This is a genomic window from Microbacterium natoriense (assembly GCF_030816295.1).
Lineage (GTDB): Bacteria > Actinomycetota > Actinomycetes > Actinomycetales > Microbacteriaceae > Microbacterium > Microbacterium natoriense_A.
In genome coordinates this window covers 1,560,399-1,585,304 of record NZ_JAUSXV010000001.1, presented here as the reverse complement: position 1 = coordinate 1,585,304, position 24,906 = coordinate 1,560,399, and the positions used below count along the sequence as shown (strand labels likewise).

Annotated in this window: 21 protein-coding genes and 2 tRNA genes; 6 read left to right on the top strand and 17 right to left on the bottom strand. The window is 65.0% G+C overall.

Annotated features, from left to right (window positions below):
* Window positions 1–36: 36 nt before the first annotated feature.
* The 10 genes from QFZ53_RS07285 to QFZ53_RS07240 form a co-directional block, all read right to left on the bottom strand.
* Window positions 37–1,125, bottom strand: a complete 1,089-nt coding sequence (locus tag QFZ53_RS07285) for a site-specific integrase (RefSeq protein WP_307295021.1) — start codon at window positions 1,123–1,125, stop codon at window positions 37–39.
* Between the two features lie 113 nt (window positions 1,126–1,238).
* On the bottom strand, window positions 1,239–1,433 hold the full coding sequence (locus tag QFZ53_RS07280) for a helix-turn-helix domain-containing protein (RefSeq protein WP_307299365.1): 195 nt from the start codon (window positions 1,431–1,433) through the stop codon (window positions 1,239–1,241).
* 209 nt (window positions 1,434–1,642) lie between these two features.
* Window positions 1,643–1,716: transfer RNA gene (locus tag QFZ53_RS07275), tRNA-Met, on the bottom strand.
* A gap of 34 nt (window positions 1,717–1,750) precedes the next feature.
* A tRNA-Thr gene (locus QFZ53_RS07270) sits at window positions 1,751–1,822 on the bottom strand.
* Window positions 1,823–1,901: 79 nt separating this feature from the next.
* Complete coding sequence (locus QFZ53_RS07265; RefSeq protein ID WP_307295019.1) at window positions 1,902–3,077, bottom strand: M23 family metallopeptidase; 1,176 nt, start codon at window positions 3,075–3,077, stop codon at window positions 1,902–1,904.
* Window positions 3,078–3,230: 153 nt separating this feature from the next.
* Window positions 3,231–4,025, bottom strand: coding sequence for an inositol monophosphatase family protein (locus QFZ53_RS07260; protein ID WP_307295017.1), 795 nt, complete (start codon window positions 4,023–4,025; stop codon window positions 3,231–3,233).
* Window positions 4,022–5,110 (bottom strand): hypothetical protein, encoded by a 1,089-nt coding sequence (locus QFZ53_RS07255; RefSeq protein WP_307295015.1) that lies wholly within the window; start codon window positions 5,108–5,110, stop codon window positions 4,022–4,024. Before QFZ53_RS07255 ends, QFZ53_RS07260 begins: the two co-directional genes overlap by 4 nt.
* Before the next feature lie 86 nt (window positions 5,111–5,196).
* Window positions 5,197–5,994, bottom strand: coding sequence for an enoyl-CoA hydratase/isomerase family protein (locus QFZ53_RS07250; protein WP_307295014.1), 798 nt, complete (start codon window positions 5,992–5,994; stop codon window positions 5,197–5,199).
* Window positions 5,995–6,040: 46 nt separating this feature from the next.
* The gene (locus QFZ53_RS07245) at window positions 6,041–6,532 is read right to left on the bottom strand and encodes an FBP domain-containing protein (protein WP_307295012.1); all 492 of its coding nucleotides are present in this window, start codon (window positions 6,530–6,532) and stop codon (window positions 6,041–6,043) included.
* Between the two features lie 46 nt (window positions 6,533–6,578).
* Window positions 6,579–7,031 (bottom strand): hypothetical protein, encoded by a 453-nt coding sequence (locus tag QFZ53_RS07240; RefSeq protein WP_292905682.1) that lies wholly within the window; start codon window positions 7,029–7,031, stop codon window positions 6,579–6,581.
* Between the two features lie 188 nt (window positions 7,032–7,219).
* Here QFZ53_RS07240 and QFZ53_RS07235 point away from each other — a divergent pair, with 188 nt between their 5' ends.
* Window positions 7,220–8,488 (top strand): serine/threonine-protein kinase, encoded by a 1,269-nt coding sequence (locus QFZ53_RS07235; RefSeq protein WP_307295008.1) that lies wholly within the window; start codon window positions 7,220–7,222, stop codon window positions 8,486–8,488.
* A gap of 378 nt (window positions 8,489–8,866) precedes the next feature.
* On the opposite strand, the gene QFZ53_RS07230 is transcribed toward QFZ53_RS07235, so the two are convergent.
* From QFZ53_RS07230 to QFZ53_RS07215, 4 genes are read right to left on the bottom strand one after another with little or no spacing between them, the layout of a single operon-like run.
* A complete protein-coding gene (locus QFZ53_RS07230; protein ID WP_307295007.1) occupies window positions 8,867–10,249 on the bottom strand; it encodes a hypothetical protein in 1,383 nt (460 codons plus the stop codon).
* Window positions 10,246–11,367 carry a hypothetical protein gene (locus tag QFZ53_RS07225; protein ID WP_307295005.1) on the bottom strand — a complete coding sequence of 374 codons (1,122 nt, stop codon included), beginning with the start codon at window positions 11,365–11,367 and terminating at the stop codon, window positions 10,246–10,248. The genes QFZ53_RS07230 and QFZ53_RS07225 overlap by 4 nt, the downstream gene beginning before the upstream one ends.
* A gap of 15 nt (window positions 11,368–11,382) precedes the next feature.
* Window positions 11,383–12,618: a DUF4238 domain-containing protein gene (locus tag QFZ53_RS19835; protein ID WP_373426320.1), complete on the bottom strand. Its 1,236-nt coding sequence runs from the start codon at window positions 12,616–12,618 to the stop codon at window positions 11,383–11,385.
* Window positions 12,619–12,671: 53 nt separating this feature from the next.
* On the bottom strand, window positions 12,672–13,286 hold the full coding sequence (locus QFZ53_RS07215; RefSeq protein ID WP_307295002.1) for a hypothetical protein: 615 nt from the start codon (window positions 13,284–13,286) through the stop codon (window positions 12,672–12,674).
* Window positions 13,287–13,525: 239 nt separating this feature from the next.
* Between QFZ53_RS07215 and QFZ53_RS07210 the strand changes: the two genes are divergently transcribed.
* The 4 genes from QFZ53_RS07210 (at window position 13,526) to QFZ53_RS07195 (ending at window position 18,314) form a co-directional block, all read left to right on the top strand.
* On the top strand, window positions 13,526–13,657 hold the full coding sequence (locus tag QFZ53_RS07210; protein WP_307295000.1) for a hypothetical protein: 132 nt from the start codon (window positions 13,526–13,528) through the stop codon (window positions 13,655–13,657).
* 124 nt (window positions 13,658–13,781) lie between these two features.
* The gene (locus QFZ53_RS07205; protein ID WP_307294998.1) at window positions 13,782–14,819 is read left to right on the top strand and encodes a hypothetical protein; all 1,038 of its coding nucleotides are present in this window, start codon (window positions 13,782–13,784) and stop codon (window positions 14,817–14,819) included.
* Window positions 14,820–14,969: 150 nt separating this feature from the next.
* Window positions 14,970–16,505 carry an SIR2 family protein gene (locus QFZ53_RS07200; RefSeq protein WP_307294996.1) on the top strand — a complete coding sequence of 512 codons (1,536 nt, stop codon included), beginning with the start codon at window positions 14,970–14,972 and terminating at the stop codon, window positions 16,503–16,505.
* Window positions 16,506–16,514: 9 nt separating this feature from the next.
* Complete coding sequence (locus QFZ53_RS07195) at window positions 16,515–18,314, top strand: DUF4209 domain-containing protein (RefSeq protein ID WP_307294995.1); 1,800 nt, start codon at window positions 16,515–16,517, stop codon at window positions 18,312–18,314.
* 229 nt (window positions 18,315–18,543) lie between these two features.
* On the opposite strand, the gene QFZ53_RS07190 is transcribed toward QFZ53_RS07195, so the two are convergent.
* The 3 genes from QFZ53_RS07190 to QFZ53_RS07180 form a co-directional block, all read right to left on the bottom strand.
* On the bottom strand, window positions 18,544–19,326 hold the full coding sequence (locus QFZ53_RS07190) for a hypothetical protein (protein ID WP_307294993.1): 783 nt from the start codon (window positions 19,324–19,326) through the stop codon (window positions 18,544–18,546).
* Window positions 19,327–19,490: 164 nt separating this feature from the next.
* Window positions 19,491–21,260 carry an SIR2 family protein gene (locus QFZ53_RS07185; protein WP_307294991.1) on the bottom strand — a complete coding sequence of 590 codons (1,770 nt, stop codon included), beginning with the start codon at window positions 21,258–21,260 and terminating at the stop codon, window positions 19,491–19,493.
* Window positions 21,261–21,355: 95 nt separating this feature from the next.
* On the bottom strand, window positions 21,356–22,114 hold the full coding sequence (locus QFZ53_RS07180; protein ID WP_307294990.1) for an Ig-like domain-containing protein: 759 nt from the start codon (window positions 22,112–22,114) through the stop codon (window positions 21,356–21,358).
* Window positions 22,115–22,431: 317 nt separating this feature from the next.
* Between QFZ53_RS07180 and QFZ53_RS07175 the strand changes: the two genes are divergently transcribed.
* Window positions 22,432–24,645, top strand: a complete 2,214-nt coding sequence (locus QFZ53_RS07175; RefSeq protein WP_307294989.1) for a KAP family P-loop NTPase fold protein — start codon at window positions 22,432–22,434, stop codon at window positions 24,643–24,645.
* Window positions 24,646–24,906: the final 261 nt, after the last annotated feature.

Here is a 24,906-nt window from a genome sequence, read left to right as displayed (position 1 = left end):
ACCCCACAGTCCCATCACGGAGCGGATAGGCCAGTTTCACAACCCGAGCAGTTCTTCAAGCGTTTCGGCAGATCCTACGATCCGGAATGCGGCTCCCGCGTAGCTGTCTCGCGTCGTCCTCTGATCCGAGTGGCCAAGTAGACGTTGTGCGCTGGTCAGGTCCTCGTCGGCGACGGCAACCAGTGTGGCCGCTGTCCGACGCAGCAGATGCGGGACTAGGTCGCTCGCGGAGAGCCCTGTTTCCGCCAGCGCGGCTATCAGCTCGGCGTCCTCTCGCAGGTCTCGGAGCTGTCTTCGGAGGTTACGAGCGGCAATCGACGTTCCGTTCCGCGATTGCAGTGCGGGAGCGTTTGCCAACAGCGAGGGAACATCGCACGCCCCCCGAGCTTCCTCTAGCGCGGCGACAGCGAACCGGGGCAGTCTGATCCGTCGGGCCTGCGCTCTGCTCTTCAGCTCCTCCTGGCGGACGAGCTCCCAGTTCTCACCATCGATCTGCGTGCCTGTAACGGAGATGATCCCGGCAGCGAGGTCCACGTCGCAGTGACGAAGCGCAAGCACCTCGCCGATTCTCAGCCCGGACCCTAATTGCACTTCGATGACCCACCGCAAGTATGGGCGTGCATCCGTCAATTGACGCGCGATACGTTCTTCCCTTCGGGTTACCGCGCGGCGCAATGCGTGGACCTGGTCTACGTTCAGCGCGCGTGGCAGGCCGTCTTCGCTTCGAGCGCGTCGTTGACGCGGCATTGCTGAGACCGGGTGCCGGCTGATGACGTCGCTTTCCAGTGCAAGGTCCAGCGCACCTCGGAGAGCGACACGAGCCTGCTTCGCCGCATGCGAGCTTGATCCGACGAATCCGCTGTCGTTCAAGAGTTTCTTACACCGTCCAGGAGTCAGCTGCTCGAGGGCGAGCGCTCCCCCAATGCGACGCAGTCGTTGGGCAGAGGACCGATAGACACGCATTGTCTGGGGGCGCACATCGGCAGCGCGCGCGTGGAGCCACTGGTCGAGAAGCTCTGAGAGAGTTGTGGAAAGCGTGATCTCACTGTCGCCGAACGCTAGGCGCTGGGCTTCGAGGCGCACGCCGCTGACAGCATCATCTTCGTGGTCCGCGGTGAATGACACGCGCACCAGTAAACCGGCGGCATCTCTCGTGCGCGCTCGCGCTTGAACACGACCGCCGATGCGGGAGATGGAGATGGATCCGATCTCCCCGGGATTGAGGCGTCGCCTTGACATCAGGACGGGCCTTTCATGCCGGCCGCCACCCATGCTTCAAACCCGTCCTGCGGATAGCGCACGTGCTTCCCCACGGGAAGGAACGGCGGGCCGTAGCCGCGCAGTCGCCAGTCTTCGAGTGTCCTGATCGAGATCTGCAGGCACTCAGCCAGTTGCGTGGGCGTGAAGAAAACGGGAGTCGCTATCGCATCCATACCCACCACATGCGCGGCTCCGAGCGAAATGTGTGCGCAGTCGGGATACCCCGTAGCTTCAGGTGCCCCCCGGTGGCTACGGCGGCGGATCGTCAATCCTCGCCCTAAGAAGGGAATATATGGCCGCAATCTGGCCAAGTTGCTGTCGCCGGACATGACAACACCTCCACAGAATCCGCGTGATCACGCGGGTGTGGAGGTGATTTCTGTAGCAGGAGCGGGGCTTGAACCCGCGACCTCACGATTATGAGTCGTGCGCTCTGACCAGCTGAGCTACCCTGCCGCACGGCATCCGCATAGCAGATGCGAACACTGTGAGCCCCGAGTCAGGATTGAACTGACGACCCCTTCCTTACCATGGAAGTGCTCTGCCACTGAGCTATCGGGGCGTGCTGCCCCTCGCGGAGCAACCAGACGAGCCTATCATCCGAGAGGCTCGCTCGCGAAATCGAGACGCGAGTCGAGAAGTCAGTCGAGAGACGCTCGACCGGCGTTCGTCCGCAGCCAGGGAAGCGGGTCGATCGTCTTGCCGTTGACGATGATCTCGAAGTGCAGGTGGGCGCCGAAAGAGTGCCCGGTGTTGCCGGTGTCACCCACGATGTCGCCGACCTTGACCGTGTCGCCGGCCTTCACCTTCAGCGAGCCGTACTGCATGTGCGAGTAGTGGCTCGTGATGACCTGACCGTCGATCACGTGGTCGATGTAGACCGTGACGCCGTAGCCGCCGCCCTGCTCGGTCGCGATGCGCACTGTGCCGTCGGCGATGGCCTGGATCGGCGCCCCCTCACCCGGGGTGAAGTCGATGCCCTCGTGCATGCGTCCCCAGCGAGGGCCGTAGCCCGAGCTCATGCTGACGCCGACGAGGAACGGCCACTGGATGGCCGCATCGGGGTCGTTCGTGAACACGGAGTCGGAGAACTTGATGCCCTGCTCGGATGCCAGGTCGACGAGGGACACGGTCGAGAAGTCCTCTGCACGTGCGAGCGTCTCGTTCTGCACGTCGGAGGAGGTGACGAACGCCTGGATCTGTCCGTCGGTCTTCGCGGACGAGGTGGAGGATGCTGCGACAAGCGACATCGTGGCAGTGCCGTCGGAACCGGTGGCGGCGATGGCCTCTGCCGGCATGGTCATCGAGACGGCGAGCAGGCCTGCGAGCCCCATCACGCCGACGGTCGCACCGAAGGTGACGACCTTGCGGAACTGAGGGCGGCGGCGCGCGACGTGCTCGGCGACCGGAGCGTCGCCCACGGTCCCTTCAGCGGGTGCGTCATCGGCTGCGGCGTTGTCGTCAACCTTGTCGCCGTCGAGGACGACGGAGCGGAACGTGAGCGACGCCTGCACGAAGGGGTCGGCGGCAGCGGTGTCGAGGGGAACCTCCGGCGCAGCGGGCGCCTCGTCGGCGACCGGCGTGGCGACAACGGACTCGGCGATGACGGGCTCGACAGCGACAGGCTCAGCAGTGGGTTCCGCAGCGGCGACTTCGGCGACGCCGGGCTCGACGACATCCGGACGCTGTCGCGCAGCGCGGCGCGAGACCGGAGCGGTGGCCGCGGCGGCAGCGACAGCGGCGACTTCGGCGGCAACGGTCACTGCGGGGGTCTCGAAGACCGCGGTGCGGTGCCGGCTGGAGCGGCGCGTCGGCACAGCGGCAGCCTGGGGGTTGTCGAAGGGCAAAGCGTTTCTCTCGGGTCAGTCTTCAAGCTGGGGGGGGCGCTTGAAACCCTCATCGTTTCGGGCGATGAAAGTAACGATCGGATAAAACCCTACCGTGACCCGCCTGAGAAAGCCATGAATTCATCAGGCTTCCTCGTCGAGGAGCGCGGCGAGGCGCGCATGGACTTCAGGGCCGGCGGCGATCAACAAGGGTCGCGCGGATGCCGTGTCGACACGGGTGACCACTCCCCCTGCTTCGGCGACGAGGAGCGCTCCTGCGGCGAAATCCCAGGGCTTCAACCCTCGCTCGAAGTAGCCGTCGAGCCGGCCCGCCGCGACGTAGGCGAGGTCGAGCGAGGCCGCTCCCGCCCGTCGCAGATCGCGCGCCATCGGCATCACACGGCGCACGGTGGCGATGTCTCCGTCGTGGGTCGCCGGGTCGTACCCGAAACCCGTCGCGAGCAAGGCACCCGCCGGTGTCGCCGACGCGACGGCCAGCCGCACAGAGCCTCGCCAGGCTCCTTCACCGCGGGCAGCCGTGAACAGTTCATCGTGAGCGGGCGCGAAGACGGCGGCTGCCAGCGCCTCCCACCGCCCCGGCACCGCCTCACCCCGCACGGCGGCGATGCTGACGGCGTACGCGGGGATGCCGTAGGCGTAGTTCACGGTGCCGTCGATGGGGTCGACCACCCAGGTGATCCCGGTCACGCCGGCATCGGCATCCGACTCCTCACCGAGGAACCCGTCTCCGGGCCTCGCCTCACGCAGCCGGGCGCGGATGAGCGCTTCGACCTCGCGATCGGCGTCTGTGACGATGTCGGCCAGGCTCGACTTCGTGGCTGCGAGATGCACGCCTTCTTCGCGGCGCCGCAGCGCCAGCTCACCGGCCTCGCGCGCGATGCCCGCGGCGAGGTCTGTCAGCTCGGTCTCCGCGGTCACTGCGGAGGCAGGGGCGGCGCGGGCGGGTACGGCTCTGCCGGCGGGCCCGCGGGGGCGGGAGGGACCGCGTGCCCCCCGGGCTCCTCCGGCGCGGGAGCGGGCGCGGGCTGCTCGGTCGGGGCAGGCTCCGCCACGGGTGCGAAGTCGGCCGCGGCCGGAGCCGCGTACTGAGGCGCAGCGGGCTCCTGTGGCGCGACGGGCACGGGAAGCGCGGGAAGCGGCTGCGCTTGATACTGCGGGGCGGGCTGTTGCGCAGCGCTCTGGCCCGGATACGTGCCCTGGCCCTGGTAGTAGGTGCCGCCGACGGGCGCTGCGAGCTGCGGGGCCGAGGGGAATCCCGTGTAGTAGGCGTTCCAGTCCGGGCTGCCGTCGGGCATCACCGGCAGCGGTGTCGCGCCGTCGGCGTACGTCGGCCAGGTGGCGAGCGCGGGAGCGGCCTGGTGCACGGGAGCAGTCTGCTTCTTCGGGGCGAACAGCGTGTTCAGCAACGGGATGAGCGTGGTGCCGACGGCCGTGAGGATCGTGAGGGCCACGAGGATGCGGCCGAACAGATCGCCGAACTCGAAGTTGTGGGTGAACGTCAGGAAGAACAGCAGCATGCCGACGAGTCCGACCAGGAACACGATCGTGGCGATGTAGATGATGCGCGTGAAGACCGTGACGTAGCGCTGAGCGGCGGGCGTGAACAGCCGCACGTGCAGCAGAGCGAGCTGCAGGATGCCGATCACGAGCAGCAGCTGGAAGAACCGCTCGCCCCCGCTGAAGAACTGACCGTCTTCGGGGAGCCAGATCTTGAACGCGCCGACGATGAGCGCGATGATCCACGACACCATGCTCGCCAGCGCGAGCCAGTCGGGGCGGTTGGGCGCGAGACCCGCCTCGAGGATCGCGATGCCGGCGAAGCCTGCCAGAAGAAGGATCGTGAGGAACGCGCGTCCGATCAGCCCGTCCTGATCTCCGATGAGCACCCACACGACGCAGACGAGAGCAGCGGCGATCAGCGCGCCGATCGCGATCCAGATCGAGCCGCGGATGAGGAGCGAGGTGTTCTTCGGCTCAGGTGTCACTGTTCCGGGTTGAGACATGGCGGTCCTCTCGACGAGTGAGCTGTGGGTTCATCCTCGCATGCCTGATGACCGGATCAGGGGTGATCCGGACATGTGTGGAAAGCTCAGCCGGTCTTCCTGGCGGATGCGGCGGCGAAGGCCGCGACGCGGGCCTGAGCATCCGGGGTCTCCAGCGCCGCACCGATCGAACGCGCCTCTTCGCTGAGCTGCTCGACGAAGGATCGCTCGGGGCGCGAGCGCACGAGGCGCTTGGCCTGCCCGTACGCGTCGGCGGCGCCCGCAAGCCAGAAACGCGCGATCTCCTCCGCGCGTGCACGGACGAGCTCGGCTTCGGCCGCGGCATCCGCTCCTTCGACCGCCTCGGCGACCAGCCCCCATTCGACGGCCTCCGTCGCCGAGAGCAGGCGATCCTGCAGCACGAGCTGCAGTGCACGCCGCTGGCCCACGGCCTGAGCGAGCTGCGCCGACACCGACAGGTCGGGGGTGAGGCCGATGTTCGCGTACAGGCTGCCGAGCTTCGAACGCGAGCCGACCACCGCGTAGTCGCTGCTCAGCAGGATGCCGAGTCCGCCGCCGGCCGTGGTGCCGTGGGCGGCGACCACGACGGGGATCGACGATTCGGTGAGCGAGCGGATGCCGGAGTTGATCACCTCGGCGAGGGCAGTGATGTCGGTGCCGGAGCCCATCGACGTCGACATCTCGATGACGTCGCCGCCGGCGCAGAACGCCGGCCCTGCGGCGTCGAGCAGGATCGCCTTGACGTCACTGCGACCGGCCGCCTCGGCGGTCGCATCCCGCCAAGCGTGCGCGAGATCGGCGTTGAAGGCGTTCAGCCGGCCCGGGCGGTTCAGCGTGAGCCGAGCCATTCCCTCATCGACCGAGAACAGGATGGCATCGCTCATGGCTTCTCCTTCGAGCACAGGACGTATCGCTCCAGCGTAACCGCGCTCAGACGTGCTCCCAGACCCTGGCGACGAAGGCCTCCATCCGACGGCGCGTTCCGTCGAGGCGATAGTCGGCCTGCCCCGGGGCTCGCACCTCGTTCGGAGCCAGCGGATGCGCCAGGCGCACATTGTCATGACAGGAGAGATCGGCGCAGATGTACGTGCCGACCGAGTCACCGCGCTCCCCTGCCGCCCCTGCGCGGCGGGCCGAGAACAGCGCGACCTGATTGCCCGGCTGCATCAGGTGGCAGATGTTGCACATGCCGTTGCGAGCGCGTCCGGAGTCGGACACCCGCAGCACGACGCCCTTGATCTCCCGGTCGTGCTGGATCAACACGTACCCCCGCTTGCCCGCGCTCGGATCCCGCCAGGCGAAGAAGTCGAGATAGTCCCAGTCGACGAGTACGAAATCGTGCGGCAACTGCATGATCCGCAGGTCGTCGGCATCCGCGTTGACGAACGAGGATCGGACCTCGGCCTCTGTGAGCGCGCGCATCGCTCCAGTCTAGGCAGAGCTTTCCGCGCCTATGCCTGCGCCCGCCTCAGCGACCGAGCCGCGCGAGCTCGGCCTGACGCAGCACCCGCAGCAGGTCGCGTGGCAGGCGGGTTCCATCGAGCGACGACGGCCGCAGCACGGCGGAGATGCCGGCGACGGTCGCGTGGACGATGCGGCCCTCCCGACGGATGAGGTTCATGCCCGAGAGCGCATCAAGCCGGCGTCGGCAGCGCCGTCTGCTGATGAGACGGTGCGAGCGGAGCGCATCGAAGATGTCGTCCTCCACGAGGGACTCCTCCTGCTTGAGCTCTTGCTGGACGACCACTGCGAGGGCCGTGCGCAGCGGCTCGTCGAGGGTGGCTCCGCGGAGATCCCCTCTGACGATCTCCTCATCGATGCTGAGGTCGAGCAGCGCGCGACGCTGCAAGCGGGTTCCGGGCCCGGGCGCGACGGGGGCGGGTTCGTGGAACAGGCGCGACTCGACGATGCTCATACCCATGAGACGGGGGTAGGGGGCGTTTCATTACGCGACTCGAGGATCATGAGCCTGTGGGGTGGTCGATAGGCACGTCCCCGCCGCGCTTAGCCCACGCTCCCGCGGCGGGCAAGCCCCTACGGCGAACGGCCGCCTGCCGCCTATCGTGGCCTTCCCACTGCGCGGACCCCATCTGCTCCGGAGGTAGCGATATGCACGCGGAGGACGCACCGCCGACCGAAGCGCTTCTCAACGGCCGGTATCGGCTGCTCGACCGCCTGGGCCGTGGCGGCATGGCGACCGTCTACCGGGCAGAGGACGCGATCCTGGAACGGACGGTCGCGATCAAGCTGATCCGCCATGACCCCGAGGCCCCGTTCGCCGCCGACCGGGTGCACACCGAGAAAGCACTGCTCGCTGCGGTGAACCATCCCGCGCTCGTGACGCTGTTCGACGCCCACCTCGACCCGGGAACGCCTCAGTACCTCGTCATGGAACTCGTCGACGGGCCGAGCCTGGCCAGGCGGATGACACACGGCCCGCTTTCATCAGCAGACGCCGCGCAGATCGGGGAAGACCTCGCGAACGCGCTCGAGGCCGTCCATGCGGCCGGCATCATCCACCGCGACGTGAAGCCGTCGAACGTGCTGCTGGCTCCACCGGCGACAGCATCCGGCCGCTGGACCGCGAAGCTCGCGGACTTCGGAATCGCCTGCACTCCAGAGACCTCGAAGGTGCGCACGGGCGTCGTCCTCGGTACCGCCGCGTACATGGCGCCCGAGCAGCTACGAGATCTTCCGCTCACCCCCGCCGCCGACATCTACGCTCTCGGCCTCGTGCTGCTCGAGGCGCTCACGGGCCGTCACGGCTACCCGATCGGCGCCAGTCTCGAATCCGCCCGGGTGCGGCTGACCGAGCCGCCAGACATCCCCGACGCGGTGAGCCCGGGGTGGAGGCAGCTCATCCTCTGGATGACCCAGGTCGATCCCGAGGAGCGGCCGTCGGCCGAAGAGGTCGCCGCCGAGATCAGAGGCTTTCGCGGTGGCGACCGGTCGGAGTCGTCCGGCCCGTCGAGCGCCGCCGTCACCGAACAGCTGCCGCAGACCCGCCTCCTGCGCGGCGACACGGACCGCCGCCCACGTCGCGTGATCACCGCTCTGATCGCCGGAGCCGCAGCCATGGGGCTGCTCGCCGCGATCGGGGCATGGACCTCGTCGGCGGCCGACATCGTGACGGCCCGCGCGGTCACCGGAGTCACGACACCCCGCTCCGCACCCGCCACGACCTCCGACTCGGACTCGTCGACCACACCGGTGACGGTGACGGTCAATGACGGCGATCCAGGCCCGTCGGCCTTGAACGACGACAAGAAGGTCGAGCACGCGGCAGAGACGGCGGACAAGAAGGCCGAGCACGGGGCGGAGGTGGCCGAGAAGAAGACCGAGCACGCCTCCCAGGGCAACAACGGCAAGGGCAAGTGAGCGTCCCGCCGACCGCCGCTGCTCGTTCCACCGGGTTCGAGGTCTGATCAGCGGCGTGATCAGGGAAAAGCGAAGGGCCCCGCATAGCGAGGCCCTTCAGTCATACGGTGGGGTGTTCTCGGTTCTGCGGAAGGCCTTGAGGCTACAGGGGTCATACGCACCATGTACTCGGGCGAATCCTCCGACGCGAGAACGCTATTCCTCCCGACCATCGCGCGCCCTGGAGAAATTGTAATGTGATCTGGCCTTTCCAAGCTTGTGAGGCCCCACGCGATGCGCTGGCACCGACATCTCCCCGAACGTCCCCCTCAACGCCTTGCGCGACACATCGCGACAAGCACGAGACCGAGCAGCTTCCGCAGTGGCCCGCAGACTCTCCTAGCGAGCGAACACCACCGCGTCATCCAGTCCATACCCCCGCTGAACTGAGCGGATGAACGCGGGGCCACTCCCCCAACCCGTCCTCTCCGCGTCGGGGAAAGGTGTCGTCGCCCATGGGGCGGATGCGATGAGCGAGTCGGAGAGCGCCGCACATCTGACGATGAGCTCGTCGATGAGCGGGATGGGACGCAGCACGACGCCGAATCCAAGATCAGGGACCGCGGACTTGGTCTCGAACAACGTCCACCGGTCCGTTGCCTTCAGTTGAGCAGCGAGCGCACGGAACTTCTCGCCGGGTTCTCCCTCCACTGTCGCGAGGCGTTCCACTTCTCCGCCTTTCTCGTGCGCTGCGATGCCGAAAGGCTGATTGTGGATGGTGTTGCGTAGCACGGAGATGATCTCCCGTGTCGCACGGTTGTCTGAGTCTTCAACCAGTTTTCTGGTGGCTGGCGGTAGCTGCGCTCGGAATGACTTTCTGGAGAAGGATGCTTCCGATGCGGGAACTGGGGAGGTGAGCTGAGCGTTGAGTGCTCGGGCCGCGGCATCGAGCACACCTTGAAGTGCAACGACAGCTCGTTCGACAAGCTCGTCGGGAGCTTCGAACCCAATCAGTCCGTTCGGGTGCAACGAGGTGACGAGCAGACGGTCCCGCGCAGCGAGCGCGCGTTCCAGCCGGATGAGCATGGCGCGCAGCATCGAGAGAGCCCCGTCTCCGGCCCGCGTCTCCATCACGTCGTTGAACTGGGCGTCGACGCGGGGAAGCATGGCTGTAACCTGAATCCGCTCCGCCATCCAGCTAGTGATGAACTGAGCATCCTCCGGCCCGACCAACACACGGCTACGCAGCCGCTGATGCAACCCGATGACTGCGAGGGCATCCGACACCGTGCACGCGCTGCGCATCGTTTTGCGGTGGAGTGCGAACTCGTTGTCGGTGACGTAAAGGTCGGCCTCCAGAGATATTGCAGCTTGCGCGTCGAGCTCGCGGGCGCGCGCCGCGACGGGATCCAGGCCGTAGTGTTTGGCCCAGTTGAATGCCGACTCGGTGTTCTTCTGTGCGAACGGGATCGCGCGGTGCACCACTCCGTTCTCGTGCTTCTCGATGACCCCACCCCAGCCGCTGTCTGCTGGCGTCTCCGCCGGTGTCACGACGGCGTAGTCTCCGGACGCGAGAACCTGGTTCTGCTCTCGGCGTCGGAGTATGAGGATGCTCGCGTCAGCACGGCGGAGGAGATCGAAGTAACCGTCGACTTCGGGAGTCAGTGCGAGGAGGGGGTCGATGACGACGCGCAAGGTCGGCAAGTCCGCGTGCAGGTCGAATGCGCGTCGCTCGTTCCGAAGTGGTCGCGCCGGTTTCCGTAGCCGTTCCCAGACGTTCATGCTCGACGCAAGATGCAATCGGGGAGCGCTGCGGGATGGGACCGTTGCGCGATCTCCTCTCTCAGTACCCACTCGAGTATGCGGCGCAGCGCGGTGAACTCCAGAGGCGAGGTGTTGCTAATGGGTGCGCCGGCTCGCGAGAGGAGTGGTGAGTCCGCGTCCATGGCCTTGGTGCCCGCGTGCACGAATGTGCTGCGCGCGTCGTAACAAGCAAGGAGTCGGCGTCGCAGCACAGCGGATTCTCGGGGCACAATCACGTCCATCGGGGTGGGTGTCCTCACTTCCTCCATCCCCAGAAACGAGGACGACTGGGGCGCGAAACTGTACGAGGGCGTGAAGTCTCTCACTGCATATCGCCAGAAACCCGGCGTGAGCATGCGGAGGGTGTACGTCGCGAATCGTTGCCGAAGTCTGACGTGCTTGTCGATGAGGAGCTCGTCCCGCATCGCCTGGGACTGTGTAGCGTCAAGGCCGAGTCGGTCGAACACCGCGTCCCAGTGTGGTGCATCGTTGTACGTTTCCCATGTGGGAGGCTGCGCCTCGAAATGCCCAGCGAGGGTCTCCAGGCCAGCTACAACCAGTGTGAATGCAGTGTGCAGATCGACATCGAAGAGCTGCGTGGCGGCGTAGTGCAGCTCACTGGCGGCGAGGATCGGAGTAGCGTCATCGTCACTGAGACCAGCGATACGGGTGAGCATTGTTTCAACGAGTCGTTTCGGATTGCCGCTAATCGGGCCGTAGAGGTCACGGCCGTTCACGCCCGATGGGATGAAGTTCACGTGATCCGCGCCATCCAGGCGGGCCACAATCTCATCCGAGGCCACGCGGACGCGTCGCCCGAGTGCGAGAGTAATCACGGCGCCGATCTGTGTTGCAAGAGCTTGGCTACGGCGTACGTTCGTGGCATCTCCCCCATCGAGAAAATGCATCACACTCATCCGCGCGGGCATCGAACCGAACGGCTCCACCAGGCGATCTGTGGGATCGACACGAATGATAGATCCGTTGATGTCGAGCGCCGAGGTAGCGAGAACACGGAACGCCAACTCGTGGGCTGCGTCCTCACGGCTCTCATCTAGCTCGTTGAGACGTCGGAACCATTCCTGAATATGTGTCATGGCTGCCCTGATGACTTATGCATGCTGCATTTCTATCGTGAGAGTCACACGTGGACCTCCGCGGACGGCCAGCCAACGCATGTCGAGCTCGGCGACCAAGTTCCAGCAAGGCCTAGAGCACAGACTGAGAGCGGAGCTGCCCACCGCAGCCATACGCTCACATCCAACCGTCGATGATTGCCTGCTCCTCAGCAGTCGGAGGCGACGCGGGCGGAACGTGAGACGGCCACCAGCGGGAGACCACGCGGCGCGGCGCATCATCTCGCCCTTCCCACCGGCTCGGCGCCCAGAAGCGGAACAGCACGTTCCCAGACTCGGGGTCTGTGAAGTGTTCCGACCCGTAACCCGCAGGCTCTTCCGGCAGGAACAACCTTTCCGCAAGCTTGTCCCCAGGCTTCGACACGGCGAAGGCATGAGCGTTCGCAAGGATCGCGGCGTTGAGCTCAAGAGTCTCCTGCGTGTCCAGTGTCGAGCCGACGTCACGTGGTTCGATGTCACGCCTGTACAGGGCCAAGACTTTGTGCGGGTCGATGGGGAAAGCAAAGATTGGAGCACCCCACACTCCCCCATACAACGCTGGTCTCGCCTGTTCTCGTGAAGCTCCACCACAGGTTCGTCGGACGTAATGAGCGCCCGACGCGTCCGGTATAACGCGAGGTGACGAGTGGTCAGAAGCCCAGCTACGTGGGTGGCCAACGTCGCCAACGCTTCGAGATCGTTCTCGCGAGTGATGGGGAGTATCTCGGGGTCTGCGAACACTCGGTCGACCTCAGCCATGATGGTTGGGACATCGTCTGCATCTGCGAAGTTGAAGATGCTGCCCTTGCGCAGTTCCTCCGCGAGGCTTTCATCGCCGTTCGCGGCCCGCACCTGGGCGAGTTCTGCGGCGAATAGGGCACGGTGCCCACGACGAGCTTTTCGCCCCCGCATCATCTGGGTGGCGAGGAAGAGGCACAACCATTGTTGTGACTCATCGCTGAGCATCCTTTCGGCGTCGATCTCTCGTAACGCGGTTGCGGCATGACCTTCAACCTCAGACAGCCAGGCCTCCCAGTACACCGGTGAGATCCCGTTCGCTTCTTGGAGTCGGTAGAAATCGGTCTCGAGTGCGGCGCTTCTTGGTGCCGTCTCGTACGCGTTCCGGTTTCGCAGAAGATCGGTCACGCGGACACGGTTGCCATCCGCCCATCGATCCAGATAGAACGCCGGCAGGAGATGATGTCGCCTGGGTTCAATCCCGGCGGCCGTCATGCCGTCGGCCTTGCGGCGCGCCGCTTCCCACAGGTTGTAAGGCGGGTCCCCGGTCATCCTTTGAGCGTATCGACTACCCCTGACGCCCGCGGGCCTCGCGAAGCGCGCCCGAGCAGGCGAGATCCTTTACAAAGATCCAACCTCATTTCTGATTCACAAACGGCCACCGCTTCCGCGGTGAGGCAGCCATAGGACGCGAGTAGGCGGTAAGCCACGCCTTGGCCACGCTGGAACTTCGTTCGGTCAGCCGCCCACCACGTGGCCGCAATGGTGAGAAGGCCCAGGAACAGGAGCGCGAGCGGAATCGCCTCGGCGAGCCCGAACCCGAGCGACAGCGACTCGACTGCGAGCTCACGAGCTTCAAGTGCGAGCGAGAACTGCCCGCGCTCATCCGCGAGTTCAGCCAGTTCCACAGCAGAACTGCGCTGCATCGCAATGTTCTGAGCGTGAAGCCCAAGCGCAGAAGCGAAGGCTCCCACAAGGCCCACCCCGGCCGCGATGACCAGCGCAGCGATTGTCGCAGCCGACGTGCTGGAATGCTGTGCCTGGCGCTTTATGAGCTCCGTGATGGCGCTGAGTTGCTCAGATTCGGGAGCACTACGGAAATGACGTACCCGTTCAGGGACGTATGCAAGGTCGAGGTACACGTGCGGGATTTCGCGGGACACCTCGCCAGGCTAGCGAGCAATTGAGCACCCCGAACCCGTTGTCCGTTCCGTGGTCTTGCGCACGGACCCCACACCCCAGGGAACGAGCGGATGGCGTTACAGCCGCTCCTCCGCGCCGTGGGATATGAGCAAGTAGCACCCCACCGCCGACCTTGCCCCACTCGTTGAATAGCAGCAGACAACAGCGTCTACCAAGACGGACTGCGCAGTGTTGCGCTTCCGAATGAGCAGGAGACCCGATGATGACGTCCTTCAGCGCGCCCGAAAACCAGTACGAACTCGTGGAGAAGTTGGCCCGCGACACCGAACGCCACCGCGCCGATAGCCAGGGCAGCGAACAACGTGCGGTACGTGGCCGCGGCGACGCGTGAAGTCATGCCCTGACGCTAGCGGTCTGTCACCGACGCACGTGTCACATCATCGCTGTCGCTTCTCATGTTCATGTTCATGTTCATAGAACCGCTGCCTCGCTCGTCGGTGCTGCACAATGAGGTCGTGACCGCAGATGTGAACTGGCTCCTGACCTCCGTTGCCCAGGGCTCCGCCGCCATGATTGCTATCGTGGGCGGCCTGCTCGTCTCGCGCTACGTCGGTTTACATACGGAGCAAGAGGCGGCGGGGCGGCGGGTGGTTGAGCTTGACGCACGCGCGAAGGACGCTGAGCAAAGGATCGCGAGCGCCCAGGATGAACTGGCCGAGTTCGAAGCCGACGTGGTTCTTCACGACACTCGCGTTCTTGAGGCGCTGCTCGGCGGACCAATCTCTGTTGACGAGGCTCTCGCGCGTGCGGGGCTGGCGAGGGAGGGTTTCGACCAGACGATCTTCGCCGGACGCATCACGGTGGTTGCCGCGGAGTTGTCGAAGGCGGTGAGATCGATGCGGGGTCTGATTGGAGAGGCCGATTCGTATCCACGGTGGGCGACGTTCTGGGCCGAACACCTGGAACTTCCCGTCGCGGACGCATTTGTATGGGAGTGGGCCTACGAAACGACATGCACCTCAATCGTCACGCGCCGCACAGAAGCCGCCGACACATACGCTCGCCAAGTGCTGCTGCCAAAGCTGCTCGAGCGGCAGCAAATCATGGCTACGGTGAGGCCGAACGCTGACGTCATCCACCACGGCCGTCTCCGCGAGCAGCTTCACACCGCGACCGCGGACTCCGCAGCTCTCCGTGCCGAAGCATCGCTCGCCCGCGAGACGCTCGATGCGAGCCGTCAGCCGTCAGCCGTCAGCCGTCAGCCGTCAGCCGTCAGCCGTCAGCCGGAGGGATTCTCGCTCGCGCTCCAGGTTCTCAGCGTCCTCGCCATCACAGGCGTCGCATTCCCCGTTGTTGTGATGGCATTCGAGGTGACCAGTCTCACGTGGGGGATGCGCGCGACAGTAGTCGTGGCCTTCTTCGCCAGCGTCGGGCTACTGCTACGTTTCTTGTTCGCGTACGCGAGCTTCCTCAGGGCGGGCGGCCGACGGCGGCTCCCGCGAACCGTGCTCGGTCTGCTGTGGCGCGAAAGACACGATCCCGGTGGCGCGTAGCCACCACCACGACCTGACCCCGACATCGACAACGACAACGACAACGACAACGACGGAGGCTTTTCGGAAAGCGATGTCGCTTGGCGATGTCCCCCGCTGTCCCACCCGTCGGAGTCGGTGACTGGGCCACTCGACTGACAAAATGCATGCATGAGCAACCCCCCGACGGCACCGCGTACGGCTGTTCTTCTGGGCGCGGGCGCCTCGGTTGACGCCGGTCTCCCCACGACATTCACATTCGCGCGTCAGCTCGTCGAGGACATCACCGAGAAGCTCGGCCGCGAAAGAACAATCGTCAAGACGCTGAACTTCGTGTACGGCGCGATGGTGAACCACCGGACGGAACGAGGCGGTGATCCTTTCGATGCCGTGAACGTCGAGACGATGATTAGCGCGATCCGCTTACTGCGCGACCGTGGAACACACGAGGTCGCCCCATTCATCCAGGACTGGAAGCCTGGCGTCGGACGCTACGCGTCCTCATCCCGAGGTTGGCAAGGCGACGCTCTCATCAAAGCGCTTGAGGGCGACAGGCGGTTCTCCCCGGGGCGAGAGGTCGAGGCCGCAGTGCGGGCAATCGTCGCCGACAGCGATGCCCCGTCCAACGGCGACCTCTATGACGAGCTAGAGAAGCTCATCCGAACCCGCGTGCGCCGGCTGCTTCTCCGGCATGGGGACGTGAACTACCTCGCACCGCTCATCGAACTTGGCGCAACGCAACCGGGCGGGCTAGATGTCGCGACGCTCAACTACGACCTGACGGTCGAGGCCTGCGCCGACTCCCTCGGTGTGGTGCTCAGCCGGGGCACGGAGATCGCGAGTCTCGGCTCACCCTCGGATTTCGACCCGAGTGCTGCGATCCGGCTGTACAAGATCCATGGATCGATTGACCTCCGCGCCCACGATTCGGTCCGCTCGCTGGCCCGCAAGCCCGCCGTGGTCGTCGATACCAGTGACGACGATTTCGCTCCCGACATCGTGATTGGCGACAGGGACAAGTTGGGGTCGGGTGGGCGCACTCTCGCTCTTCTGGTCGCGTTCGCTACCGCACTTCAGAACGCGAACAAGCTCGTTGTCGTCGGCTACGCTTTCGCCGATCCGCACGTCAACGAGATCATTCTCGATTGGCTCCACGCGGATGAGTCACGGACGTTGACCGCTCTTGACCCGTCTTGGCCGCACTCACATTCGTATCGTGAAGGTATTCGCGCGGAGCTCACATCCGAGCTGGACGATACGACGTTGCCCAGGATTCACGTCGTGCGCGCCACAACAGCCACCGCTCTCCACCGCGCCCTGCACGAAGGTCCGCCTGCGATCCCCTCCCCGCGACTCCAGGTCGACGTCAGCTGGGAGGGGGCGGTGGCGACCGTGACGTTCACCAATCATGGCGAAGTAATCGAAAGGTTCGGCGTCAGTCCCGGCGGGTACAGCACCCCGCATCCGAACGCGCTCTCCATCGAACGCGAAGACGCAATCCAAGATCGGATGGTGTACCGACAGCAGTCGGTTCCGGTCTTCGCGCATGGCGAATCCCTCAACGTCACCGTGTCGTGGGACAGCCGGCCAGTCGAAGCGGCGCTGCGAACCTTCGGCAACGAAAGCGCCAGGAGCCATAGCGGCGCGTGGCCCATCATCGAACCGGACAGCGCCCCTGCCACTGGCAATGTCGCGGGCGCCCAATAGGGTGCGACCATGAGCGACGAGTGGGCGGAGGCCGTGGCCCGCGCGGCCAGTGGCGGCTTCCTTCTTCCCGAGGGCGTGCGTCCTGAGGCGCCCGACGATGAGCGAGTCAACGAGGTGACCGTTCTCGTTGATGCCGTTCGGGAACTGATGACTCACCCAGATGGGGGCGAGGAGTCCTATATTCCTTTTCGTCCTCGACCGGACGGGCGCTGGGTCTCGACACACACCCTGGAAGACCACGAGATTGACATCCTCCGCCACGTGGCGGACTACGACCTCGACGCACCGACTCGATTAAGAGTGCTTGAGCTCGTCGCTGCTCGCACCAAGGGTCTGGAGAAGGTAGAGACGTCAGCCAAGATCATCGAACACGTCATCACTGAGTTCGCTGGCCGTCCGTTCGATCACGACGTGTCGTTTGCGGTGGGACGTGCGTTCGCTCTCGCGCCGCGATTTGGTCCGCGCACCATGGAGCCTGGCGACAGGCTCGAGCAGTTCTTGTTGGATCGCTTGCTCGCATGCACGAACGCGAGCGAATCGCTCCGCCTCGCTGAGAACTTGCGCGAGAAGCGACGACCCCGGACCCGAGCAGCCGAGGTCGCCGCCCACCTGCGTTCCGTGGCGTCCTCATCGAGCGATCTGTACATGCCACGGTTACTTCGCGAGGAGGCGGGCGCATGGCACCTTCTGGCCGGCGACCGTCAGGCACACTTCGATGACGTTGCCGCCGCGGTGCTGATGCTTCGCGACCAGGCCGCTGCGTTACTCGCCGAGCATCGTACGGACTCCGCGGCGCGTGCGGGAAAGGATCTGGAGCTGGCCCTCGACCGCCTCGCAACGATTCCCCGCGCCGAACGGCCGTCGCGAGGTGTGGATCAGCTACACGGCGAACTCACCCGGATGATTCGTCGCGCCGGGACCGCCACGTTGTCATTCATGAAATCGATTCGCCGCGAAGTCCCCCTGCCGAAGGAGATGCCCAACCTCGCGGAAGCACTCGACGGGCAAGACCTCGGCGACGCTCTGCACCTGTTTCTGCAGTGGCTGCCATTGACGGACTTCGCCACGAACAAGTCCAACAACCAGGCCCTCGTGAAGAAGTACCCGTTGTCGCACCTGTTCACCCACGTGCAGTTCTCGAAGGATGGACGCACGGTCGCGCGCTCGTCCAGCGACGAGGACGACGTGATCTATGGCATGCCATCCCACCTGTGGCGCGTGATGACGCGAGAGTTCGGGATGCGCGTGAACCTCTATGTCCATCGCTTCCTCGCATCGTCGTGGATGATCTTGTCTGCACAGCACCCGTTGAACATCGCGGACTTCACTTTCCTCGCCCGCGAAAGTTCGCTGGTTCCATCCGGACGAGAATCCCTCGTCGCTCGTGGGCTTCACTACGGCTACGGTGGCGACTTCCTGACCGCCGCGCACCTACTGATCCCACAGCTGGAGAACATCATCCGGGTGAAGCTCCAGGACGCCGGCGTGAGTACCAGCACGATTGAGGACGGCATCGAAACAGAGAAGGGTCTCAGCGCGCTGATGAAAGGTGACGACGTCGAACGCGTGTTCGGGCTGGACATCGTGTTCGAGATCCGCGCACTGTTCTGCAGTTCCCACGGCCCGAACCTCCGCAACGAGATCGCCCACGGCCTCGTCGATGACGACCACATCAACTCCAGTACCGCGTTCTACGCCTGGTGGTTCATCTGGCGCCTCATCCACTCAGCGTTCTTCAATGCGGAACGGGACGAAGAAGCCTCAGATCGCGGCGGACCGGTCGTTCCCGAGGATGACGACGACGCCTAGACCTGGTGCCCCCTGCACCCTCCTCGCCTTCCAGCCGATGAGCCCCCACTTCAACTTCGGCCCCAAGATCTAGGATCGTTACTCTCGGCCGGAGGAAGGATCACCGAAGGCAATGGGATCCAGCAAGCAGCTCGCCCCGCTTTACGACCGGTGCGCACAACACCGGGAGATACTCGCAGCCGCACAGCACGGACCCTTGCAATCGCTCACCGAGCGAGAACCCGTCGAACTAGTAGCTGAGGGACGTTGTTCCCCACGACACGACGGTCCCGTCGGTCGTGCGGGCGACCGCACTTGCCGTCCAGTCTTTCTCGTTGAAGGGCAGGACGCGCATGTCTGCGATGGTCTTGCCGTCGAGGTCGCTGCCTGCGGTGTTCAGCTGGACGGGGGTGTCGAAGCTGCGAGTGTTTGAGGTGGGATCGAGGATGGTGGCGTTGATGCCCCATCCGTAGACGTCTCCGGACGCGGTCTGCACCATTGCGCCGTCAGCCGTTGAGAACAGTCCCGTGATGTCCTGCCCGTCCAGTGGAGTGCCCGTGACGGGCACTCGAGTGGGACGGAACACGTCATCGCGTGCACCGTTGCCGATCTGCCCTTCGGATCCTTCGCCCCAGGCGAAGACCGATCCATCGCTTGTCAGTGCGTAGGCGGTCTGAGAGCTAATCGCGACGGTCGTGACGACCTTGCCGTCAAGCTCGGAGCCGGTGGTGTCGAGAGCTGTCGCTGTCGGCTTGGCGTCGGTCCCGCCGTTGCCCGCGATTCCCGTGCTGTTCTCTCCCCACGTGATGACGGTGCCGTTCTTGGTGAGAGCGATGCCGTCTCCCCCATCTTTGCCACCCGATTCGAGGTGCACGATGTCAGCGCGGTAGAGATCGGAGTGAGCAAGGTCGAACTTGGACCCCAGCTGCTCGGGTCCCTTGGTCGCGCCCGACCCGATGTGGTCGTATCCCAGTCCAAAGGCGATGGCATCGATCTCACCGTTGAATTCTGCAGCGTCCGCTGCGACGCTCACGCCGGCTGTCAGGAGGGTTGCACCCAGCGTCGCAGCTGCGCCCGCAGCCCACCGGCGGTGTCGCCGTGTTGTGCCGTTCATTCTTGTCCTCCGCGTATCCGCGGGCGCGGTGGCGCCCACGGATATGATTCGGGAGAACGGCCAGGCGTGGTGATGTATGAGCGTTACCAGTCGCGTCGATAGCGGGAGAGTCGCGCACGATGAGCGACGAGGTGGCTCGTGGCATCGAGACCGTGTGAGGCGAAGAGGTTTCGCCATGGGCGCCCCGCTTCGTGTTCGAGGGTCTTCGTGAAGCGGATTTCTGCCTTCGGGACCTCATCTACCCAGTTCCCATCGCTGACATACTCGCCCGAGATCGCGTTGCGCCCTGCGGTAAGCGATTGCAGAAGTCCGAGGCGATATTCGAAACCGGCGTATGCGACCGCGAAGTCGGCGTCGCTCTGGAACCGTTCGGTGAAGTATCGCCGCAGCTCCTTACCGAACAGACGACTCGCAGGGTACAGAAAGTGACCTGCACCGTTCCACCGCGGTAGCTCTTTCACCCAGTCGTCCTCAGCGATGCCGCGATAGTGAAGATGCTGCGCGGCCGGGGTCGGGTCGTCCCCACCACGAGACCGGTCCACGGCTTCGACTCGTGTCCCGAGAGACACCATGAGGCCTTCGTTACCTCGAGCGATGGCCGTCATCGACATGACGGCGAAGGCGACGAATGCAGGGATGAGTCGTGCGCCTCGGTACGCCCGGTTCCACCGGTCCGGTGCCGGCAACGCGGCGTCGAGCAGGCGTTGCAGCACATCGGACCACAGCTGCGTGTGTTCGGGGCCAGATGAATGCCACACCCCATCGATGAGGAGGGGCGTCACACGCTCCATGGCGACAAACATGTCCTCGTACAATCGGTCCAGGTCGGCGTAGTTCGCATCCCCGGTGATGGGACTTGCCTCGATCTTTCGGACGACGTCTTCAACGAAACTCATCACCAGGTCGTGAAGGTCGATGCGCCGCACCGGATCCGGCAAGTACTTTTTCAGTCGAGCAACGGCAAGCGCTGTCGACAGTGGCGGCGTGCTCATCCGGTCGAGCGCGTCCAGCGCTTCCGCCATTTCGGAGAACAGGTCGTCGGCGGATGCCGCGGGAATGACGGTTCCGGCACGGAACGCCAGCAACCGTGTCGCGTTGTCGTGCCGGGCACTTCTTGCGTCCCAGTACAACGGGTAACGGCGACTCGTCGCGCCTTCCAGTGCGGCGACGAGGGCGCTGTCCCATTCCGCGGACCAGCCGGAGACCACGAGCCCGTATTCGTCGAAGACCTGACCGAGCAGTGTCGTCCACTCGGGGGCGTACGCCGACAACTCCGTTGGCGTGTTCAGCGTGCCGAGGTCCTTGTAGTCCCCGTGGAGTTTGATGATGGTGGCCTTCGAGTGCGCAAGCGGCGCCATCCCGTTGACTGCTTCCGGGCGGGAGATCACCTGCGGTTCGATGCCGCGTTCTTGCAGCGCTCGCTCCATGAGACGGTCGAAATTCGTGGTGACAATCACCCGCACCACGCCTCGGTCGACGAGTTCAGCGATAGCTCGATGCGCTCGGCTGGGCACGACGGGCTCGTCGTCGTCATCCTTGCCTTCAAAGAACTCGGCGAGCAGACCATGACGCGCGGCAGCCGTCGGGGCGAGAGCCTCCAAGAGCGTGGAGTATCCAAGCTCACCGCTGCCGTTCTCTACCCACCACGATTCTGGGTTCGCTCGCGCCGCCGCGGATGCGTCCTCGCCGCCCGCGACGTGAGCGATGCGGCTCACGAGTTCCCCAACAATTCCCCAGCCGGTCGGCACGCCCGCTCCTGTGGAGACGCCGGACCCGAGCAGTAGCGCGTAGACGCCTGGTTGGGCGTGCATGCTGGTAGCCAGCGAAACGAGCGGCGAGAGTCCTGCGGGCACGACGGGCCTTTCGACGGTGGGCGGTGACGCCATGATTCTGCCAGTCGCGACGCCCCTACAGGGCGAGCGCCCCGTGCTCACGGGGCGCTCGCACCTCAATCGTTGCCCACGACCGTTCGACGACGCATCAGAGTGAGCGACACCAGAATCGCGAGGAGGGCGAGCGCAACCGGAAACGATATCGCGGCGAGATCCCAGCCAGTCGCGGCGAGTTGCCCCTTCGCGTCATTGGCCTCTCCTCGTTCGCCGGCGCCGGGCTTGCTTCCGTCCGCCGGGTCGACGGGACCGGGGGTGTCCGGCGCTCGCACGGCGAGCTTGACCGCAGCCGAAGAACCATCCACGTCTTGGATTACGGTGACGGTGCGTTCGCCTTCTTCAAGTTCGTGGAGTGCGAGCGCCCACACACCCTCCACATCGACGGTTGCCTGTGCCCGCGCGGACCGCATCGACGGCTTCGCCTCGGCGTCGGCGATTGTCACCAGGGCGCCGGGTTCTCCCGTCCCGTGGAGAATGTCACCGTGCGTGAAGTCATCGCCGTCGTTGTGCGACGCGATTGCGACGGGCTCGGCGGGGACAGCAACCTTGAGGTCGACGCTGTCGACTGAGCCATCGACGTCTTGGGTAGCGACCACCGTGATGTCGCCTTCCGGCAGCGGGGCGGCCGGGGTGAACCTCCACGTCCCGTCGCGCGCGACCGTCGCGGATCCGAGATCGCGGTCGCTACCGGTGAAGACAATCGTCGCGTCCCTGTCGCCTGTGCCGTGGAATTCTGGTGTGGGATCGACCTCCGCGCCTGCTTCCGGCCCCTCCACGTCCACAGGGGTGAGCGGTCTCGGCTCGGCGAACGCCAGCACTCCCGAGTAGAACCCGACCAGTCGGACCGAGTCTGGAGTGGATTCCCGACCTGCTGCACGGGGGTTGGAGTCGTTACGTAACCGGGCCGGCCGCCGTCGCCGAGAATCCCGCCGGAGACAGCTCCCCAGCCGTACGCCGAGTACAAGGTTAAGCGGTGGTACGCGACCCCCATCGGCGAGACCATCCCCGAAATCAGCACCGAACAGCGCGCCTTCGACCCCGACGGCACTCAGATTTACTGCGGCCTGGCGTAGAAGACGACCGGGGCGCGAGCGAACTTTCACTCGCGCCCCTCACATGCACCATGCTGAGAGTCATGAGAGACGAACGCTCCGCCCGCCAGCGTGCGAAAGACGGCTGGCTCAGATTCTGGGGACACGAAGTCAGCGAGGACCCCCATGACGATGGCGCCTCCGTTGCGTCGACCTCGAAGTCTTTCATCACGGACGAGTCGAACGCCGCTATCGCGCCCCGGTTCGGACGCGCAGATTTTCTCCGACGGGCTTGGGAGATCATCGATGAAGCACGGACCGAAGAGGACTCTTCGGTCTTCGGTCTCGTGGGCCCCTGGGGATCCGGGAAGACCTCGATGCTCGACTGGTTGCGCGCCAAGGCCACCGAAGAACCCGCCGACGCAGACACGACCCCCTGGACCGTCCTCACTTTCAACCCGTGGGACTATCCCGACGCCGGGACCCTGCAACTCGGGTTCTTCGGCTCACTCAACGCGAGTTTCGGCTCCTCGAAGTTCGACGCTGCCCGTGACCTGCTCAGCGATTTCGGCGTTGCTGTCGCTCCACTGACAGCTGTCGCCTCCGCATGGGGGATCTTCGACGCCAGCAAAGTCGTGGAGGGCGCCGCGAAGCTTCTCGGCAGCAACCGTAGCGCGGACGCCGCGCGCCGAAAGCTCGTGGACACGCTCAAGAAGGCGAAGACTCCTGTCCTCATCGTCATCGACGATCTCGACCGGATTTCCGCGGATGAGCTCCTCCTCACGCTGAAGCTCGTTCGCCAGCTCGGCAGACTCCCCTACGTCCACTACCTCCTGTCTTACGACGAGTCGACAATCCTGGACGTTCTCACTCGCACCAATCTCATCGGCGACGGGCAGCTAGGTCGCGCGCGGGACTACATGGAGAAGGTGGTGCAGATCCGATTCGATGTCCCGCAACTCCGTCCGAGTGACGTCTCTGAACTGACCAACGAGGCCCTCATGGACTTGGAGGCGGACACCGGGCACGTTATCGACGATCTCGCCCGCCCGAGATTCCAGGAGGCGTACGAGCGCTTCATCTCACGGCGCCTCACAACCCCTCGAGCCCTCCTCCGCTACTTCGCTCAGGCGCGGATCCTCAGCCAACGTTTCGCAGGTGAGGTCGACCTCGTCGACTTCCTCATCCTCACCTGGATCCGCACGTTCGAGCCAGGCGTGTACGCACTCTTGCAGACTCGACGTGATGAGCTCATCGGTAGTGTGGCAGCTCATGTCGACCCTCAGGAGCGCCGAAGCCCCGACACCATCCGAGCGGACTGGGCACAAGCCTTCGTCGATGCCGGCACGCGGGAGTCAGAGACTGCGGGAGTCATCAGCGCTGTCGCATCGCTCTTCCCTCGTTTCGCTCAATCAACAGGGTCACCAAGCGGCGGCAGCTCCCACCTTGGTCCGCACATCGCGTCCGAAGACTATTTCGACCGCTACTTCACCGCGGGCGTGCCCGACGGCGACCTCCGCGATTCCGTTGTCCGTCAAGCGATCCAGGACTTTGAGGACGGGGTCGGCGAGACTTCGGAGGCCGCCAAGAGTTGCGTCTCAGGACTCGAGACCAACCCGAATCGCACTGCGCCGAAGATCGCCGCCGCTGCAGGCGACGCGAACATCAAGTCCCCCGCAACGTTCAGATGGCTGGCAGACATGGTCATCCAGGACTTCGACAGGGCCAAGACGCTGGACTGGACGCTGCGAATTCACCGCGAGATCGCGCGGCAGTTGAAGAACCTTCCACGAGATGACGTCGAAGCGGTGCTTCGTGCGATGTCAGGTGGACGCCGGGGAGCCGTGGTCGCTACCAGCGCGCGCTGGGCCACAGAGATGGAACCCGATGACGTCCCGCCGCTTGAGTTCAGCTCCGGTGCGCGACGAGCGGTGACCGACGCGCTCCGCGACCTGCTTGCCACCGAGGACGCGAGCGTCGTGAACATGCGATGGCGTGTTCGCGAGGCCCTGACCGACTGGGACCAGATCGATCCAGACGGATTCGCAGCGTGGGTCGACGAGCAGAAACGAACTCACGGCCAACTGGAGACTCTGTCATGGTTTGCACGGTTGTCAGTGTCGTTCCCCGGCGGAATCGAACGCACCCGCATCGAAGGCTTCCGCACCGACGACGCCAGGAAGCACTTCGACTTCGAGGAGATCGCGAGCAAGTACGCCGACGAACTGCCTGACGGTTACCTCAAGATGGATGACACGCCAGAGAATCGGCGCACCGCGGCGCTCGGGGCAGTCGCCGAAGCTCAGGCGAGGCCATAGATCGCCCATCTGACATCCTGATGGCTGATGTACGACCACGCGGCGCTCGTACTTTCTATCCTCGGAACGTGGCGGCGGCTCGTTGGGACGCTTCGTACACCTGCTCGTACGTCACTGTCGTGCCCCACAGCCAGCACACCCCATGCGCTGCCCGGCCTCAGGTCCGTCGCGCACACTCGAGTGCCCGCTAAAGCCTGCGCAGAAGCCGTTGAAGAACGGTGCGGTGGCCCTGCCCGTTCTGCACCCGCCGAAAGCGCCAGG

Bases quoted from the DNA above. Each gene is read 5' to 3' on its own strand.
- QFZ53_RS07280 (WP_307299365.1), bottom strand. From the start codon at position 1,433: ATGGATGCGATAGCGACTCCCGTTTTCTTCACGCCCACGCAACTGGCT.
- QFZ53_RS07255 (WP_307295015.1), bottom strand. From the start codon at position 5,110: ATGTCTCAACCCGGAACAGTGACACCTGAGCCGAAGAACACCTCGCTC.
- QFZ53_RS07250 (WP_307295014.1), bottom strand. From the start codon at position 5,994: ATGAGCGATGCCATCCTGTTCTCGGTCGATGAGGGAATGGCTCGGCTC.
- QFZ53_RS07245 (WP_307295012.1), bottom strand. From the start codon at position 6,532: ATGCGCGCGCTCACAGAGGCCGAGGTCCGATCCTCGTTCGTCAACGCG.
- QFZ53_RS07240 (WP_292905682.1), bottom strand. From the start codon at position 7,031: ATGGGTATGAGCATCGTCGAGTCGCGCCTGTTCCACGAACCCGCCCCC.
- QFZ53_RS07235 (WP_307295008.1), top strand. From the start codon at position 7,220: ATGCACGCGGAGGACGCACCGCCGACCGAAGCGCTTCTCAACGGCCGG.
- QFZ53_RS07230 (WP_307295007.1), bottom strand. From the start codon at position 10,249: ATGAACGTCTGGGAACGGCTACGGAAACCGGCGCGACCACTTCGGAAC.
- QFZ53_RS07225 (WP_307295005.1), bottom strand. From the start codon at position 11,367: ATGACACATATTCAGGAATGGTTCCGACGTCTCAACGAGCTAGATGAG.
- QFZ53_RS19835 (WP_373426320.1), bottom strand. From the start codon at position 12,618: ATGACGGCCGCCGGGATTGAACCCAGGCGACATCATCTCCTGCCGGCG.
- QFZ53_RS07210 (WP_307295000.1), top strand. From the start codon at position 13,526: ATGATGACGTCCTTCAGCGCGCCCGAAAACCAGTACGAACTCGTGGAG.
- QFZ53_RS07200 (WP_307294996.1), top strand. From the start codon at position 14,970: ATGAGCAACCCCCCGACGGCACCGCGTACGGCTGTTCTTCTGGGCGCG.
- QFZ53_RS07195 (WP_307294995.1), top strand. From the start codon at position 16,515: ATGAGCGACGAGTGGGCGGAGGCCGTGGCCCGCGCGGCCAGTGGCGGC.
- QFZ53_RS07175 (WP_307294989.1), top strand. From the start codon at position 22,432: ATGAGAGACGAACGCTCCGCCCGCCAGCGTGCGAAAGACGGCTGGCTC.